Source organism: Pseudomonas sp., assembly GCF_026224925.1.
GTDB lineage: Bacteria > Pseudomonadota > Gammaproteobacteria > Pseudomonadales > Pseudomonadaceae > Aquipseudomonas.
In genome coordinates this window covers 1-16305 of sequence record NZ_JAMFRV010000784.1, presented here as the reverse complement: position 1 = coordinate 16305, position 16305 = coordinate 1, and the positions used below count along the sequence as shown (strand labels likewise).

At 55.6% G+C, this 16305-nt stretch carries 17 protein-coding genes; 12 read left to right on the top strand and 5 right to left on the bottom strand.

The genetic code is table 11. The features are described from left to right. From M0974_RS32980 to M0974_RS32930, 11 genes are all read left to right on the top strand, one after another. On the top strand, positions 1-1273 hold a 1273-nt coding region (locus tag M0974_RS32980), incomplete at its 5' end, for a methyl-accepting chemotaxis protein (protein ID WP_297846486.1). A gap of 38 nt (positions 1274-1311) precedes the next feature. After that, a complete protein-coding gene (locus tag M0974_RS32975; protein WP_297846485.1) occupies positions 1312-1614 on the top strand; it encodes a type II toxin-antitoxin system HigB family toxin in 303 nt (100 codons plus the stop codon). Between the two features lie 3 nt (positions 1615-1617). Beyond that, the gene (locus tag M0974_RS32970) at positions 1618-1989 is read left to right on the top strand and encodes a transcriptional regulator (protein WP_297846483.1); all 372 of its coding nucleotides are present in this window, start codon (positions 1618-1620) and stop codon (positions 1987-1989) included. A 116-nt stretch (positions 1990-2105) separates the two neighbouring features. Continuing rightward, the gene (gene pnuC / locus M0974_RS32965; RefSeq protein ID WP_297846481.1) at positions 2106-2684 is read left to right on the top strand and encodes a nicotinamide riboside transporter PnuC; all 579 of its coding nucleotides are present in this window, start codon (positions 2106-2108) and stop codon (positions 2682-2684) included. Beyond that, complete coding sequence (locus M0974_RS32960) at positions 2681-3226, top strand: AAA family ATPase (protein ID WP_297846479.1); 546 nt, start codon at positions 2681-2683, stop codon at positions 3224-3226. The genes pnuC and M0974_RS32960 overlap by 4 nt, the downstream gene beginning before the upstream one ends. 378 nt (positions 3227-3604) lie before the next feature. Further along, positions 3605-3985, top strand: a complete 381-nt coding sequence (locus tag M0974_RS32955) for a hypothetical protein (protein WP_297846478.1) — start codon at positions 3605-3607, stop codon at positions 3983-3985. Next, positions 3982-4563 (top strand): adhesin, encoded by a 582-nt coding sequence (locus M0974_RS32950; RefSeq protein WP_297846476.1) that lies wholly within the window; start codon positions 3982-3984, stop codon positions 4561-4563. The genes M0974_RS32955 and M0974_RS32950 overlap by 4 nt, the downstream gene beginning before the upstream one ends. Positions 4564-4658: 95 nt before the next feature. Beyond that, a complete protein-coding gene (locus tag M0974_RS32945; protein WP_297846475.1) occupies positions 4659-5609 on the top strand; it encodes a heme utilization protein in 951 nt (316 codons plus the stop codon). A 95-nt stretch (positions 5610-5704) separates the two neighbouring features. Next, positions 5705-6385, top strand: a complete 681-nt coding sequence (locus M0974_RS32940; protein WP_297846474.1) for a C39 family peptidase — start codon at positions 5705-5707, stop codon at positions 6383-6385. 51 nt (positions 6386-6436) lie between these two features. Continuing rightward, positions 6437-7183 (top strand): hypothetical protein, encoded by a 747-nt coding sequence (locus M0974_RS32935; RefSeq protein WP_297846472.1) that lies wholly within the window; start codon positions 6437-6439, stop codon positions 7181-7183. Positions 7184-7228: 45 nt separating this feature from the next. Further along, a complete protein-coding gene (locus M0974_RS32930) occupies positions 7229-8527 on the top strand; it encodes a hypothetical protein (RefSeq protein ID WP_297846470.1) in 1299 nt (432 codons plus the stop codon). A 67-nt stretch (positions 8528-8594) separates the two neighbouring features. Here the strand turns inward: M0974_RS32930 and M0974_RS32925 are convergent, their stop codons facing one another. After that, the gene (locus tag M0974_RS32925; RefSeq protein WP_297846468.1) at positions 8595-9920 is read right to left on the bottom strand and encodes a sigma-54 dependent transcriptional regulator; all 1326 of its coding nucleotides are present in this window, start codon (positions 9918-9920) and stop codon (positions 8595-8597) included. Positions 9921-10277: 357 nt separating this feature from the next. Here M0974_RS32925 and M0974_RS32920 point away from each other — a divergent pair, with 357 nt between their 5' ends. After that, positions 10278-10544, top strand: a complete 267-nt coding sequence (locus M0974_RS32920) for a hypothetical protein (RefSeq protein ID WP_297846466.1) — start codon at positions 10278-10280, stop codon at positions 10542-10544. A gap of 7 nt (positions 10545-10551) precedes the next feature. Here M0974_RS32920 and M0974_RS32915 read toward each other — a convergent pair whose 3' ends face one another. The 4 genes from M0974_RS32915 to M0974_RS32900 all read right to left on the bottom strand — a co-directional run. Continuing rightward, positions 10552-11130: a VWA domain-containing protein gene (locus M0974_RS32915; protein WP_297846488.1), complete on the bottom strand. Its 579-nt coding sequence runs from the start codon at positions 11128-11130 to the stop codon at positions 10552-10554. Positions 11131-11207: 77 nt separating this feature from the next. Further along, the gene (locus M0974_RS32910) at positions 11208-12230 is read right to left on the bottom strand and encodes an AAA family ATPase (RefSeq protein ID WP_297846464.1); all 1023 of its coding nucleotides are present in this window, start codon (positions 12228-12230) and stop codon (positions 11208-11210) included. A 19-nt stretch (positions 12231-12249) separates the two neighbouring features. Continuing rightward, positions 12250-16014 carry a cobaltochelatase subunit CobN gene (gene cobN / locus M0974_RS32905; protein WP_297846462.1) on the bottom strand — a complete coding sequence of 1255 codons (3765 nt, stop codon included), beginning with the start codon at positions 16012-16014 and terminating at the stop codon, positions 12250-12252. Between the two features lie 3 nt (positions 16015-16017). Further along, positions 16018-16305 (bottom strand): GTP-binding protein (locus tag M0974_RS32900; protein ID WP_297846461.1); only part of this gene is annotated, 288 nt, incomplete at its 5' end.

The following is a 16305-nucleotide window of genomic DNA, read 5'->3' as shown; positions in this document are numbered from 1 at the left end:
GGACGCTGACGGCGTTTTTATATTCAACGAGATGGTTACCATCGCCAAAAATAAGGGCGCTGGCCCGCTGAATTACCGCTGGCCGAAACCCGGCTCCAGCACCGCTGTCGAAAAAACCTCATTTGTGCAGTTGTTCGAACCGTGGGGCTGGATCGTAGGTTCGGGGGTGTACATCGACGACCTGCAAAACGAGTTTTACGCTCAGGTTTGGAAAGCGTCGCTAGTTGGCCTCGGCATTGCGTTGATCATGGCATTGTTGGTGGTCATGATTTCCAGAAGCATTGTCCGTCCATTGCAAGACGCGGTAGACGCCATGGCGAACATCGCCAGCGGTGAAAGTGATTTGACTCGGAGCATGGACACTCAAGGCCGGGATGAAGTCACACAACTGGCCACCCACTTCAATGCGTTCACCACCAAGTTGAAGCAGGTTGTGCAACAGTTGCTGGAAGCCGCAGCAGCCCTTGGCCAAGCGTCCACCGAACTGGGCAGCAATGCCAACCAGGCGCAAGCGCATAGCAAACAACAATCGCAACAGATGGAGCTGGTCGCTACAGCCATCAATGAAGTGACTTACGGCGTTCAGGACGTGGCGAAGAACGCAGAGCAAGCCGCCAGCGAAATGCGCGACGCAGAGAATCAAGCCAAACAAGGCCAAGTTAATATTGACAGCAGCCTGCGCCAGATTGATCTTCTGTCCAGCACCATTACCCAAGCGGTGGGTGTGATTCAGACACTGGCTGCAGAAAGTACGCAAATTGGCGGCGTGTTGGAGGTGATTCGCTCAATTGCCGACCAGACAAACCTGCTTGCATTGAACGCCGCGATTGAGGCAGCGCGGGCCGGAGAACAAGGCCGTGGTTTTGCTGTGGTAGCTGACGAAGTCCGTTTGCTCGCCCAACGTACGCAAAAATCCACAGCTGAGATCCAAGTGATGATCGAGCGCCTGCAGGGTCATTCCGATGCGGCAGTCAAAGTAATCGGCGACAGCAGTCAAGCCTCGCAACTGACCATTGATCAGGCTAGCCAAGCCGGTGCTAGCCTCACTTCAATCACCCATGCATTGCGTAATCTCAACGGTCTCAATGCTTCTATTGCAAGCGCCACATTGCAACAGGCGCACGTGGTGGAAGACATCAACCAAAACGTCACACAAGCCGCAAGCCTGTCGCAGGACGCCGCCTACGCAGCAGAACGCTCCAGCTTGGCGAGCACCCAACTGCGCACGCTTAGCGACCAATTGAATGGGTTGCTGGGGCAGTTTCGGGTGTAGGCTTTTGCTAGTCCCAAATTGGGACTGGCATTCCGCTTATGAGAATTATCGCCATAAGCCAGCTGAAAACATTTTGGGAAGATTATCCAGATTCAGAACAGTCATTCCTGGCTTGGATTGATGAGACGAAAAAGACAACCTGGACTAATCCTGCCGAAATAAAAAACCAGTTTCGCAACGCGAGCATTCTTAAAAGTCGACGCGTTGTGTTCAACATAAAGAGCAACGATTATCGCCTAGTCGTAGCAATCGCTTATCGCTTCGGCGCTCTCTACATCAAATTTGTTGGCACCCATAGGCAGTACGACGCCATCAATGCAGACACAGTAGAAATGGAGTAAATAATGAATATTCGCCCAATTCGCACCGATCAAGATTACCAAGAGGCGCTCAAAGACGTATCCACTCTGTTCGATAATGAGCCAGAACCCGGCACCCCAGAAGGTGATCGTTTTGAGGTTATGATCACCTTGATCGAAGCGTATGAATCGAAGCATTACGTTGTCGATTTGCCGACTCCGGTCGACGCTATCAAGTTTCGGATGGAGCAATCCGGCTTGTCCGTCAGTGACCTGGTGCCTGCAATCGGAAGATTAAACCGCGTGTACGAAATACTGAGTGGAAAACGCACCCTCACTCTTCCAATGATCTGGAAACTGCATGACATGTTTGGCATTCCAGCACAAAGCTTGATCAAGCCAGTCAAGCACGCGTAAAAGCGCGCCCGGATATCCGAGGCGCGTCCTCTTTTGATAAACCGCAACGCCCCCGCCGTCCGTCAATCCGCTTACAATCGCCTCCGCATTTTTTTCCGTTGTCCCAAGGAGTCGTCATGTCCGGACTTGAATGGTTCGCTGCTGCGCTGGGCGTGACCGCTGTGTGGTTGACGGTGAAACAGAATCGCTGGTGCTGGCCGATCGGGCTGGTCATGGTGCTGATATATACGTGGGTGTTCTTCGACGTAAAGCTGTATTCGAACATGCTGTTGCAAGTGGTGTACGCCGTATCGCAAGTGTACGGATGGTGGCAGTGGACCCGGCGTGGCCAGGCTCGGCAAGGGCGACAGGTCAGTTACCTGGCGACGAGTTCGGTGGTGCTCAGCTTGGTCATCGGCGCGCTGGTCAGCGTGGCGTTGGGCGCCACCATGGGCCACTTTACCGACGCGGCTCAACCTTGGCTGGACGCGACGCTCACCGGTTTTAGCCTGGTTGCCCAAGTATGGATGGCGCAAAAGCGTGTGCAGTGCTGGCCGTTATGGATTTTGCTGGATGTCATTTTTGTAGGCCTGTTCATCTACAAAGAGCTGTACCTCACCGCGTCGCTGTACGCGTTGTTCATGTTGATTGCCGTTGAGGGCTGGCGCGAGTGGCGTAACGATTTGTCATTGACCCAAGAAAGAGTCGCACGATGAAAGTAGTGGTGTTGGCGGGACCGGAGTCGAGCGGTAAAAGTTGGTTGGCTGCTCGACTTCAGGCGCGCTTTGGTGGCGAGGTGGTCGGTGAGCACGTGCGTTATTTCATCGAGCACGTTCAGCGTGACACCTGCTACGCCGACATTTCGACCATCGCCAGCGGACAATTGGCCTGGGAAGACGCAGCACGGGCAAGAAATCCAGAGTTGTTGATTCTTGATACTCATCTATTGAGCAACATGTTGTGGAGTCAGGCGTTGTTTGACGACTGCCCGGTTTGGCTGGAACAACAACTGCTGCTTCGACACTACGACCTGCACCTGTTATTGGCCGCCGAAGGGGTTGAGTGGGTCAGCGATGGCCAACGGTGCCAACCGCTCTTGAGTGAACGCCAAGGTTTTTTTAGCGCCAGCGAGCAGTGGCTGCAAGCACACTCTCAACCCTACTGCGTGATTAGCGGTGAATGGGACGACAGAGAAAAACAGGCGTTTATCGCCGTCAGCCAGTTATTGAGCCAAGGAAATCAGGCAAGAGAAGACTGAAAAATCAACGCAACTGTCCATTTATGAAACACATGAACCGTTCCAGCGCCCCATAGCAGACCGTTCCGACATCAAAATGCCTTAACTGTTAACTAGATGAAACACTCGATTGGCGTTCGTTATAGCGATTTGAAGCCTCTAAATGCCCTCTCTATCCAGTTGGATATGTATCAAGGGTGTTACAGCTACGCTACCAGAAATTTGTCGTAACACACAAACCACTGATTTATATACTTAAGTTAAAAGCGGCATAGCTCCTGCTCTCTTTCCTGCATCGCTGATTAGGGCCAGCGAATCTAATAAGGAAGAGCAGTCATGGGGCGATTCGAAAGAAGCCTATATAGCCTGGCGATAGCGGGATGCGTAACCAGCATTTTTATGATTTTGCCGGCAATGGCCGGTGACGGTGTGATCGTTCTAGAACGCACTGTTCAACCCCACGTGGCTACCCGTCCGCTGATGCGCCCCGATCCAAACCCCACCACCGTCAATGCCAATCCGTCGAGTCAAGTGGTCGGCGCAGTGGGCACAGCCGAGTTATCTGATGGCGATTTCGCCAGTGTCAGCAGCGGCGCAACCATTGACCATCTGATGATGCCTGGCGGCAATTTGCGCGGCGTGAATGCGCTTGACCAGGGGCTACCGGGATTGAACGCGGGCCATTCTGGCGCAAGCACCAGCGGCATCGGCGCACAAGTGACCGGCGCGATACAACAAGGCCTGGCGCCATTGCGAATGATGACAGGAGACATGAAATGACACGCTCGCTGCTGGTCTTGGCAATGTTGTGTGCCTGTACGTCAGCGTTGGCTGATTCAAATAGCCCGGTGGTGGATCAAGCCGTCATCAACAGTTCTGGACAGAATTACCAGGGCAACTTTTCGCTCAACCAGGCCGCCGGCGACCAACAGCAACAGGTCAACGGTCGCGCCATCGCTATTGGCACTGAAGCTCAGGCGACTGGGCAATACCGACAACACATCAGTACCCGTGCCGACTCTACACGAGATGCGCGGTCGATTATCGAAGGCAACGCATTCAGCAATGGCAACGGGATTCTGGGTATCAACCAGTCATCCGGGGCCAATAACCAGCAAATCAATGCGGTGCGTCTGAGCATCAGTGTTCAGCCGCAAAGCATCGATGACAGCGTCCTGTCACAGCAAAACGTGGCGCTGTTACAGAGCTCCGGCTCAACTGAACACCCCCCTGGCAGCCGCCAGGTCGCTACCAGCGATCAGGCCTTCACCGGCAGTCGTGGGGTCGTTCAGTTGAACCAGAGCGCCGGGGTGGGTAACCAATCGGTCAACGCCCTGAGCGTGCGGATATCTAACTGATCCGCAGGTACGGCTTATCTATACGTACTCATCAACACGTAATACGGCATCAAACGTTCCAACACTTAGCACTCTAATAAAAATGGAGAAACACCATGAAATCGACAATGGCACTCAAGCCTTTGGCATTTGCACTGGCATCACTCCGGGCGGTTGCCACCCAAGCAGCCGAGCACGGCAGCAACGACCATAACGGTAATAGCAATGACCCAAGCCCGTTGCTGAGCCTGCTGGTCAATGCTGGCTCGGCAGCGACTGTGATGGACTCGCAAAACAGCCACAACAATACAGTCCTCAACCAAGGCACGCAGAACAACGCGACCGTGGACAGTTCTGGCTCCAATGCCAATGGTAATCTGGGGATTAACGTTGCGGGCGGCGACGCAAACCAACAAGACAACGCTGCAGCCATTGCTACCGCAGACGAAAGCTTCATTTTCGGCAGTGCGATATCGGCTACCAGTGCGACCCAGACCAACACCAGTAATGCCGTGGGCAACTACTCCACCCACAGCAGCGCCTCGCTCACCAACTCGGCCAATAGCAGCTCGGGTAACGTGGGCGTTAACGTGACCTCTGGTGACTTCAACCAACAGAAAAACAACTTGGCGATTGCAGTGTCTGGCGGTCGGGTCGCGTCGGCATCAGCGTCGGCAAACCAGACGTCCAGCGGCACCGCCGTTGGCAACTACGCCACCCAGACCTACGACAAAGTCACCCTAAAAGACACCGTTGACGTCAAAGGCTCCTACAAGGGTACGGGCGAAGGAACTGTGGCTAATAACGAGAACCATGGCTGGGGGAATGACCGCAGCAACAAAGACAAACTGGCCTTTACCGAAAGCGGCACTGTCGAGCTGAGCGGCGTGGCGACTTATCAGGTATTGACCCCGAGTGGTTGGGCAAACCCTGTGATTAACAGCGCATCGCTGAGCAATTCGCTGAACGGCGTGTCGGGTAACGTCGGCGCCAACGTATCGGCAGGCATCGGCAACCAACAAAGCAACTCGCTATCCATCGCGGCTGGCTGCAAAACCTGCATGTAAGCGCCCAAGAACGGGGTCCTTTTCGAGGACCCCGTTTTTTGGTTGGGTTGACGCTCTATTTGTTCACATAGCCGCCAAGGCTAAGGCGTAAAACCATGTGCAAAATCGCCCTTTTCTGCCTGCTATTCCTCGCAGAACTTACCCAAGCTGGCCAAATGGCGGTCCCTGGGTTGCCCGGTGCAAACCTCGTTTATAAACACGTGCAAAGTATTCGCGAACGTCGCTTTAGCGATTTGGTGGAACAGAAGACCGATTTCAGCTGTGGCGCTGCCGCGTTGGCCACGGTACTGCGTCAAGCCTACTGGCTTGATGTCACCGAAAATCAATTAATTGAAGGCATGCTCGTGACTGCGGACCAAAACCTGGTGCGCACTCAAGGCTTCTCCATGCTCGATATGAAACGCTATGTGGAGAGTATTGGCATGCGTGCCCGGGGCTATCGAATCCCGGCGGACAGCCTGGACCGCCTGACTATTCCGGTGGTGGTGTTGATGGACATTCGTGGCTACAAGCACTTCGTGGTAATGCAAAAGGCAGTAAAAGATTGGGTGTACATCGGGGACCCGGTACTGGGTCACAAGCGCTATTCACGTGAGGATTTCGCTAAAGGTTGGAACGGAATTATTTTCGCTGTCATTGGCTCGGGCTATGACAAAAGCAACGCCCTGCTCGACCCGCCGCTGCCGATCACAGCCAAAGGCCGCGTCGATACATTCAAGCCAGTGAGGGATGCTGAGTTGTTGGAGTTCGGTTTTATGAAAAGTGATTTCTTTTAATAGGTTTTCCAAGAGCTCTTCTAATAAGAAAAAGGGTACAGGGAGCAAAACATGAATATTTATCATTGGTTAGCTGCCACTTGCCTGGTCGTTAGCCTGCCAACACATGCCGCATCGATATTTCAACCGATCGAACTTAAGGATCAGGAACTGGCGCTATTACGCGGGCGTTACGTCATGCCGGATCGTATCGTTTATTTCGGGATGACGATGACCAGCACCTGGCAAAATGCAGCGGGCGATGTACTCGGCGCCAAAACCACCTTGCAAGTTCAACAACATACTATCAATCCGCAATTTTACGTTTCGTTGATCAATCAAAAGGGCAATGGCGCTGCACCGGTTAATGGCAGTGGCTCAATTACCGGTGGCGCAGGATTGAACACCATTCAGGGCGTGGCACAAAGCACCCGTACCGCCGGCGATGGCAACAGTTCCAGCAATAACGTCGACATCAATGTTCAGCAAAACGGTCAAGTACCGACAGTGGCGACGAATGAGGGTCAACTGCTGAGCAGTGGTTCGACGGTGAGCAGCAGTAATGGCGTGGGCGCACTGTCGGTGTCATCGGTGAACGGTGGCGTGCAACTGGCAATTCAGGCCACTAATAATCAGGGGGATGCCTTACAACGTATTGCTTCGGGCGGCGTCACCCAGGCAGTCAATTTGATCGGCGCGGGAAACCAAGTTCAAAACTTGACGCAACTGAATATTGTGCTACGAAACGATCTGCCTTCCGCAAGCTCGTTGAATAATAACTTGGAGCAATTAAAGGGCCTCCGTTCTCTCGGTTATTGATCTATGCTCTGTCTCATAAAAAAGACAAACACGGAAGGCTCTGCCATGTATAGATCGTTCTCGTTTCGTGCGGTTATTTGTTTGAGTACGCTGTTACCGGTGACCTGTGTTCAGGCGGCGACAGACGCCGATGTAGACACATTGAAACAAGAGCTTCTTGAACTGAAACAACGTTATGACGTGCAGCAAAAAGCATTGATGGTGCTTGAGCAACGGGTTCGCCAAGTCGAAGACCAACCAGCCACGCAGCAGCCTAAACGGCTGGTACGCTCACCGGCGACCCCCGCCAACAATGGCAGTACCGTGTCCACAGCCAGCAGCGACGCCCGCGTGTCGGGGTCAACCTCTAGCAGTTCTTACGGCCAATCACTAAAAGATGATTCGGCACCGGCGCAAAGCGTGACCAACCTGTACGACGAAGCCAGTGGATTCTTCGGCGGTGGTAAATTCAGCCTTGAAACGGGACTCACGTACACCCACTACGATACCCATCAGTTGATACTCAATGGTTTTCTCGCGCTGGATTCGATATTCCTTGGCAGCATCGGTGTGGACCAAGTCAAAGCCGATAACTGGACCCTGGATTTAACCGGCCGCTACAACTTCGATCAGCGTTGGCAGCTCGACCTCAATGTACCTGTGATCTACCGTGATACCACTTACTCATCCGCCGGCGCCGGAAACTCGACCACCGACATTTCCGAGGTCGACGTCAAACGCAACCCTATGGTGGGCGACATCAACGTAGGGGTCGCTTATAAATTTCTGGATGAGACAGCCAATAGACCTGACGCGATTTTTACTCTGAGGGTTAAAGCACCTACCGGCAAAGACCCGTATGGCATCAAGTTGCAACAGTCGAGCAGTAACGACAACCTGTCGACGCCCCAAAGTTTGCCAACCGGTAATGGGGTCTGGTCAATTACGCCAGGGCTCTCGTTGATTAAAACCATTGACCCTGCGGTGTTGTTCGGCAGCATCGCGTACACCTACAACATGCAGAATTCGTTCGGCGACATCAGCCCGACGGAAGGGATAAAAGTGCCAGGCAAGGTTAAGTTGGGCGACACGTTCCAAATCGGTGCAGGGATAGCATTTGCCTTGAACGAGAAGATGAGCATGTCGTTCTCGGTGTCTGACTTGATCGCGATGAAAAGTAAGGTCAACCAGGACGGTGCAGGTTGGCAGACGATCAGTAATAGCGATGCCAACGCAGGCTACTTCAACATTGGCATGACCATGGCGGTGTCCGACAAACTCACCGTCGTGCCCAATCTCTCTGTTGGCCTTACCAACGATGCGCCAGACTTCACATTCAGCCTCAAGTTTCCGTATTACTTCTGACGTCCCAGCAACCGCCTGATAAAAAAGCCCGCGATCAACGCGGGCTTTTTATTATGGATCAAGGCGTTCATCTAATCTGATGTTTGTGCAGCAACCGATAAAACGTCGGCCGCGATACGCCCAGCACCTTAGCGGCAACGCTAAGGTTATCGCTGTGTCGGGTAAGCACATCACACAGCGCCTGTCGCTCGGCCCGAGACTTGTAGTCATCCAAGGTGCCCATGGTACTGATAGTTTCGTGTTGACCCACTAAGCCGAGATCCACCGCTTCGATCTGTCGTCCTTCGGCCAACACCAGGCCGCGTCGAACCCGGTTGGCCAATTCACGTACATTACCCGGCCAGTCATGCTTGCCCATGGCAACCAGTGCATCCTGGCTGAAGTTGCGCGGACGACGACCTGTTTCCTGGCTGTAGAAATGGGCAAAGTGGTTGGCCAGCATCGCCAGATCACCGTGCCTCTCGCGCAATGGCGCGGTACCGACTTGCAACACGTTCAGCCGGTAATACAGGTCCTCGCGGAACCTGCCAAGGGAAATAGCCGATTCGAGGTCTACATGGGTAGCGGCCAGTACGCGAACGTCGACTGAAATCGGTTCCCTTCCACCTACCCGCTCAATGTGCTTTTCCTGCAGAAACCGTAGCAGATTGGCTTGCAACTCCAACGGCAAATCGCCGATTTCATCAAGAAATAACGTGCCACCATTGGCCGCTTCTATGCGCCCGATCTTGCGCTGATGGGCGCCGGTGAACGCACCTTTTTCATGCCCAAACAACTCGGACTGAATAAGGTGTTCGGGAATTGCGCCACAGTTGATCGCAATGAACGGTTTGCCTTTGCGATGGGATTGCTGATGCAAAGTACGTGCGACCAGCTCTTTGCCGGTGCCGCTTTCGCCACGAATCAATACCGGAGACTCTGTGGGGGCCAACTTACTCAGCAGTTTGCGCAATTCTCGAATCGGCCGGCTTTCACCCAGTAACTCATGTTCCAGCTCACGGACCTGAATTGCCCCTTGCCCCCGCAAGCGTGCCATGCCGTACGCGCGCCCGAGCGTGACTTGAACTCGGGAAACGTCGAACGGCAAGGTGTGGAAATCAAAAAACCACTCGCACACAAAATCGCCGAATTGCTGCCGACGAAGGTCTTCGGGACTGACAACCGCGATCCATTCGGTGTGGCTGCGGGTGATTAATTCCTTGACCGCTTCAGGGTGTTCAACGTGATAAGGCATGAGCCGCAGCAGACCGACGTCACATGTCCGCTCGCTTGCCAACTCCAAAGTACTGCTGTCCACGCCCCAACCTGCATCACGCAAATAGGGGATCAAACGATGACAATCGTCGCAAGGATCTACTACCAACAGGCGACGCAGTGGAGCCGATTCATGCATAGATATTCCTTGACGCCAATTTATATAAATCTTTATGAAACAGTATGTTGGCAGGCCCGGATGTAACAGTAGCAAAACATTGACGCGCGTTTATACTGTTTGGGAATATGTATATATCCAAACCTGACTAAAATTGAAGGGTGTCGGGGTATCCGTTGTCGCCCCTTATGAGTTTTAACAGGCTATCTGCCCGGAGATACGCGGCCGCAGGCGCTCACAGATGAAACAGTCATTTATTATTTTTTTACACCGAGTTGTGACTTACACCACCCCTCACGTCATCAGTACAAGTAACCAGCCGAACGGTAAGCCCACCGACGGTGATTAAACTTTCTCGGGCACAGAGAGGAACACCCCATGAACGCCCCACTGCGCTTTAACGAAGCACTTTTGATCGCTGGTCACGCATTCGAACCTTTTCAATGCGTCGCTTGGGCCCCACAAGACGGTAACGGCGAACTAAGCCTGACTGTTATTGACCGCACTAACACCCGCATTGGTCGCAAACAAATCCCGAGCAGCGCTTACCGTGACCCTGCGCAGCTGGAAAGTCTGCTGGAGCAGGCGCGGGCAGAAATCAGTCAAGGTGGGTATGATTTGAAGCCGTGGACCATGCCTGCTTGAAGTAAGCCTACAGACTGTCGATATGGCAATAGTCCGCCCCTAGCGCGGTAGCCAGTTGCTGGGCCCTGCCCAGGCGGATGGGGCCCGACTCTATGTCAATCAGTAGGCTTGGGCATTCGAGCCTGACCAGCACTGGAATTTCCTTTACCCGGCCATCAGTGAGCACTAGAAGCCGTTGCTGCTCAACCGGGTGTTGCTTTTGCCGCAGAGCCAACCAGTGACCAGCCTGCTCCAGTGCAGCAAAAAGTGGCGTTCCGCCCCCGGCCCCTAATTCGTCGAGCCACGGTTGCAAACTGGCGGAGGCTTTTAGGCCCTGATGTTGCCAGCGCGGCGAGTTGCCGCTTGCCGTCAACAATGCCAGTCGCACGCGACGCCGGTAAGCGTCATCAAATAATTGGCTCAATAGCCCTTTGGCATGACTTAACGCGTGATGGCGCCGGGTAGAGGCGGAGGCATCGACGATCACCAGCCACAATTCCTGAGGACGCCGGGTGCGCGGCGTACGAACCAGATCTTTAGCGGTCTTGGGGCGGCCACGCAACAGGGTCGGCAGCCAGCGAATACTGCCATCGACTCCGGCGCTCAAACCACCGCGATTGCCACCCAATAAGCTACCCGCTCGGGGCGTGGCATCCGCCCTCAGCGTGGCACGAGGGCGGATGCCTAAGGCTTTTTTGGCCAGCTCGGCACATCACGGCGCTGGCCGATCGGTACGGCTTGCGCGGGTAACGCCCCCCAACTGCCCTGCCCGGCACTTTTCGGCATGTCACTCGCGGACGGGTCAGCAGGTTGATTTTGCTCGGGTGGCGCTGGTGCAGATGCCTCGCTAGGCGGCGGGTTACGCCGACGATGACGCAAGGCAAATTCCGCTACCGCATTAATATCTTCGTCAATTATTCCCCATGCCCCGCGCCATGCCGCATGCGCCCGCGCAGCCCGCAGCCAAACCAAATCTGCACGCAGGCCATCGACACCCGCAGCGAAACAGCGCTCGGTGATCTGCGCCAGCGATTGGTCATCCAGCGGAATGCTTGGCAGCAGCGCCCGCGCCTGTTCACAGCGCTGCTTCAGCGCCTCCTGTTGCGGGGTCCAGACCGCACAGAACGCTTCTGGATCACTGTCGAAATCCAGACGGCGGCGAATGATCTGCCCGCGCTCGGCAGGCGCTGTTTGACCACTCAACACTACATTTAAACCAAAACGCTCAAGCAGTTGCGGGCGCAACTCACCTTCTTCAGGGTTCATGGTGCCGATCAATACAAACCGTGCAGGGTGACGATGGGAAATACCGTCGCGCTCCACCACATTGACCCCGCTGGCCGCGACGTCCAGCAATACATCCACTAAATGGTCGGGCAGCAGATTGACCTCATCGACATACAGCACCCCGCCGTCAGCCTTGGCCAGGACCCCGGGGGAAAACTGCGACCTACCTTCGCTGAGTGCGGCATCCAGGTCTAGTGTGCCCACCAGGCGCTCTTCGGTAGCACCCAGCGGCAAGGTGACGAATTGTCCACTGGCAAGCAAATCGGCCAAGCCCCGTGCAAGGGTCGACTTGGCCATGCCACGCGGCCCCTCGATCAACACCCCGCCGATTTTCGGGTCAATCGCCGTTAGGCACAGGGCCAGCTTAAGTTCGTCGGCGCCAACCACCGCGGCCAAGGGAAAATGCGCAATATCGCTCATGGGCGGCTCTCAAAAATCATCAGTTTTCTTCTATGTCCAGCAGCAGGTTTTCCAGCGCTTCGCGGTAGTCACCGGGCTCTTGCCACAGCCCCCGCTGCTGGGCTTCGAGCATCCGCTCGGTCATGTCGCGCAGGGCATCCGGATTGTGCTGTTCTATAAACTGTCGGGTCGACGGATCTAGTAGGTACGCATCGGCCAGCAATGCGTATTGGTGATCATCGATCAACTGCGTGGTAGCGTCGAAGGCGAACAAAAAGTCCACCGTAGCGGCCATCTCAAACGCACCTTTGTAGCCGTGGCGCTTGACGCCTTCGATCCATTTCGGGTTGGCCGCACGGGAACGTACTACCCGATTCAGCTCTTCTTTGAGGGTACGAATCTTCGGCAAATCCGGCTGACTGTGGTCGCCATGGTAGCTTGCAGCCTGCTGGCCGCTGAGGCTTTCCACGGCAGCCAGCATCCCGCCCTGGAATTGGTAATAGTCATTGGAGTCGAGCAGGTCATGCTCGCGGTTATCCTGATTTTGCAGCACGGCTTGAACCTGCCCCAAGCGTTGCGCGAACCGCTCGCGGGCAGGCGTACCCTCATCCGCCACGCCGTACGCGTAGCCACCCCAATTCAAATAAACCTCGGCCAGATCATCACGGGTTTGCCATAAGCGCCCGTCAATAGCACCCTGTACACCGGCACCATACGCACCGGGTTTGGCGCCGAAGATACGCCAGCCAGCCTGGCGCGCAGCGTCGTCGCCGGTTAAACCTTCGCTTTCAAAGCGTTTACGCTCTTCCCGAACCTTGGCTGCCAGCGGGTTCAGCTCATCCGGTTCATCAAGCGCCGCGACGGCTTGCACTGCCGCGTCGAACAGCCGAATAAGGTTAGAGAACGCATCGCGAAAGAAACCTGAGACCCGCAGCGTTACGTCCACCCGAGGCCGATCAAGCAGGCTTAACGGCAAAATCTCGAAATCGTCGACCCGCTGGCTACCGGTGGCCCACACCGGGCGCACCCCCATCAGCGCCATGGCCTGGGCGATATCGTCACCGCCGGTGCGCATGGTTGCAGTGCCCCACACCGACAAACCCAACTGACGCAAGTGATCGCCGTGGTCCTGCAGATGGCGCTCCAGCAAGAGGTTTGCCGACTGAAAACCGATGCGCCACGCGGTGGTGGTCGGTAGATTTCGAACGTCCACCGAGAAGAAGTTGCGCCCCGTCGGCAGTACATCCAGGCGACCGCGACTCGGCGCACCGCTGGGTCCTGCAGGGACGAACTGACCGCTTAATGCATCCAATAATCCCTGCATCTCTGCCGGCCCACACGCATCCAAGCGCGGCGCTACAACTTCACTTAACGCTTGAAGAATAAGCGACAACTCGTTGTTTTTAGTCAGAATAGATACAGAAACACCGCCTAATACCTGTTCGATCAACCAGGCTGCATAGAATTCCAGTCGCTCCCGAGCATCACCCGCTGTGCGCCATGGTTCTGCACTGATGTCGAGTAACGCCGTAGGTCGAGGCCCGATCCAAGGCTCGGACAGCTCGCAATTTAGCGGATCGAACCCCAACTCGAATGATTTGCTCAGGGCGCGCAACAGGCTCGATTGAGCACCGCGCCCATCACCACGCGGAATGCGCAACAACGCCAGCAAGGTGTCGATGCGCAATCGGCCGCTGGGTGATTCCCCGAAGACGTGAAGACCATCGCGGATCTGCGACTCTTTGAGGTCACATAGGTACGTGTCCAGGCGCGGCAACCAGACGCCCGCATCCGCTTCGCTGTCGAGCTGCTCACTCAATTGCAATTCGCGGTCAATGTGTGTCTCGCGCACCAGCTTGAGGATGTCGCGCTGCAGTTCGCGGGCGCGACGCGGGTCGAGCAACTGCGCTTCATAGAACTCGTCAGCGAGTACTTCCAGGTCGCGCAATGGGCCATAGGTTTCAGCTCGGGTCAACGGCGGCATCAGGTGGTCGATGATCACCGCTTGGGTGCGACGTTTGGCCTGAGCGCCTTCACCCGGATCGTTGACGATAAACGGGTAGATGTTCGGCATCGCGCCCAGCACCGCGTCCGGCCAGCACGTCTCTGACAGACCTACACCTTTGCCCGGCAGCCATTCAAGATTGCCATGCTTGCCCACGTGAATCACCGCATGGGCGCCATACACGTTACGCAACCAGAAGTAGAACGCCAGATAACCATGGGGCGGTACCAGATCCGGGTCGTGATACACCGCGCTGGCGTCCACTTGATAACCACGGGCTGGCTGAATTCCAACGAAGGTCATGCCAAAGCGCAGTCCAGCTACCATCATTCGCCCAGAACGAAACATCGGGTCAGTCTCCGGCGCGCCCCAACGTGCGATCACCGCGTGCTGATTCGCCAGCGGCAGCTGATTAAATGCGGCCCTATAATCGTCCAACGCCATGCTTTGCGCGCAAGGACGCTGGTCGATGGTTTCAAGATCGTTGGTCACGCCGCCCAGCAGCGCATGAATCAAGGCCGTGCCGCTCTCTGGCAACGGCGCCAATGGATACCCTTCAGCCTGCATGGCACGCAAAATATTGAGCGCCGCAGCGGGCGTGTCCAAACCGACACCGTTGCCGATGCGACCGTCACGAGTCGGGTAATTGGCGAGGATCAGCGCAACATGCTTTTGCTGATTCGGCAGCCGCGCCAAATCGACCCAACGCCGCGCCAGTTCCGCGACAAAATCCATGCGCTCAGGCTGAGCGCGATAACAGACTACGTCCGACTGGCTGCGCTCGCTGTACCACGCCAAGTCTTTGAAGCTGATCGGGCGGCTGATGATGCGTCCGTCCAACTCAGGCAAAGCGATGTGCATCGCCAAGTCCCGCGCGCCCAAACCTTGTTCGCTGGCCCGCCAGGCGGGTTCGTTGTCCTGCGCGCAAATCGCTTGAATCACCGGCACGCTGCGTCGAAACGGTCGCAGGTGCGGCGACTCAGGACTCGACTGAGCGAAGCCGGTGGTGTTTAGAATCAATTCGACGCTGACCTGATCGAACAGGTCTTCGACCACGGTCAGGCAACCGGCTTCTTTTAAACTGGCAACCGCGATGGGTAATGGGTTGAGTCCTTGAGCCTGCAAGCGAGCGCAAAACACGTCGATAAAACCGGTGTTGGCCGCTTGCAGATGAGATCGGTAAAACAGTAGGCCCACAACAGGTTGAGATGCCTGCCACTCTGTTTGCCAATCACTTAGGTCGGCATTGGCTTTGTGCGGATGGTAAATAGCGGTGCGTGGCAGAGTCGCCGGCTCTTCCCAAGGATAATCCCGCTCCAGCCAACAGCTGGCCAGGCAGCGATATAACTCCAGCGCGTTATACATGCCGCCTTGACGCAAGAAGTGCCAAAGCCGCTCACCCTCTTGCGCGGACACGTTGCTCAAGCCACTAAGCTCCGGGTCCGGACGGTCATCGCCCGGCACCAGAATTAGCTTCACACCGCGCTCAGCCAGTTGCACCAGCCGCTCGACGCCGTAACGCCAATAACCAATGCCACCGTGCAGTGAAATCAGGATGACCTTGGCATGCCGTAGCACCTGATCGACGTACATATCCACTGAAGCGTGGTTTTGCACTTGCATCGGGTTGGCCAAACGCAGGCTTGGATAATCGTCGGGCAACTGTTGCGCCGCTTCAGCCAGCAACGCCAAGTGCGAGTCGCCGCTACAGAGAATCACCAGCTCGGCCGGGGTTTGGCCCAAATCCGCAATGCTATCGTCCGGGACAAATCCGCCGGGCTGGGTTCTCAGTAAATGCATGGGTCAGCCAGCAACCGCTGCGCGCAGTTGAGCTTCGAGCACGGTTGCGTCGAGTTCTTGACCGATCAGCACCAGGTGGGTCGCACGCTCTTCATCGGCGCGCCATGCACGGTCAAAGTGCTTGTCGAAGCGGGTGCCGACACCCTGAATCAGCAAACGCATGGGTTTGCCCGGAATTGCTGCGAAGCCTTTGACCCGTAAAATACCGTGCTGCACAACCAATTGGGTCAGGGCATCCAGCAGCAAGCTTTCGTCAGCTTGAGGCAACTTGATCGAAATCGAATCAAACGC

Bases quoted from the DNA above. Each gene is read 5' to 3' on its own strand.
- M0974_RS32975 (WP_297846485.1), top strand. From the start codon at position 1,312: ATGAGAATTATCGCCATAAGCCAGCTGAAAACATTTTGGGAAGATTAT.
- M0974_RS32970 (WP_297846483.1), top strand. From the start codon at position 1,618: ATGAATATTCGCCCAATTCGCACCGATCAAGATTACCAAGAGGCGCTC.
- pnuC (WP_297846481.1), top strand. From the start codon at position 2,106: ATGTCCGGACTTGAATGGTTCGCTGCTGCGCTGGGCGTGACCGCTGTG.
- M0974_RS32960 (WP_297846479.1), top strand. From the start codon at position 2,681: ATGAAAGTAGTGGTGTTGGCGGGACCGGAGTCGAGCGGTAAAAGTTGG.
- M0974_RS32955 (WP_297846478.1), top strand. From the start codon at position 3,605: ATGATTTTGCCGGCAATGGCCGGTGACGGTGTGATCGTTCTAGAACGC.
- M0974_RS32950 (WP_297846476.1), top strand. From the start codon at position 3,982: ATGACACGCTCGCTGCTGGTCTTGGCAATGTTGTGTGCCTGTACGTCA.
- M0974_RS32945 (WP_297846475.1), top strand. From the start codon at position 4,659: ATGAAATCGACAATGGCACTCAAGCCTTTGGCATTTGCACTGGCATCA.
- M0974_RS32940 (WP_297846474.1), top strand. From the start codon at position 5,705: ATGTGCAAAATCGCCCTTTTCTGCCTGCTATTCCTCGCAGAACTTACC.
- M0974_RS32935 (WP_297846472.1), top strand. From the start codon at position 6,437: ATGAATATTTATCATTGGTTAGCTGCCACTTGCCTGGTCGTTAGCCTG.
- M0974_RS32930 (WP_297846470.1), top strand. From the start codon at position 7,229: ATGTATAGATCGTTCTCGTTTCGTGCGGTTATTTGTTTGAGTACGCTG.
- M0974_RS32925 (WP_297846468.1), bottom strand. From the start codon at position 9,920: ATGCATGAATCGGCTCCACTGCGTCGCCTGTTGGTAGTAGATCCTTGC.
- M0974_RS32920 (WP_297846466.1), top strand. From the start codon at position 10,278: ATGAACGCCCCACTGCGCTTTAACGAAGCACTTTTGATCGCTGGTCAC.
- M0974_RS32910 (WP_297846464.1), bottom strand. From the start codon at position 12,230: ATGAGCGATATTGCGCATTTTCCCTTGGCCGCGGTGGTTGGCGCCGAC.
- cobN (WP_297846462.1), bottom strand. From the start codon at position 16,014: ATGCATTTACTGAGAACCCAGCCCGGCGGATTTGTCCCGGACGATAGC.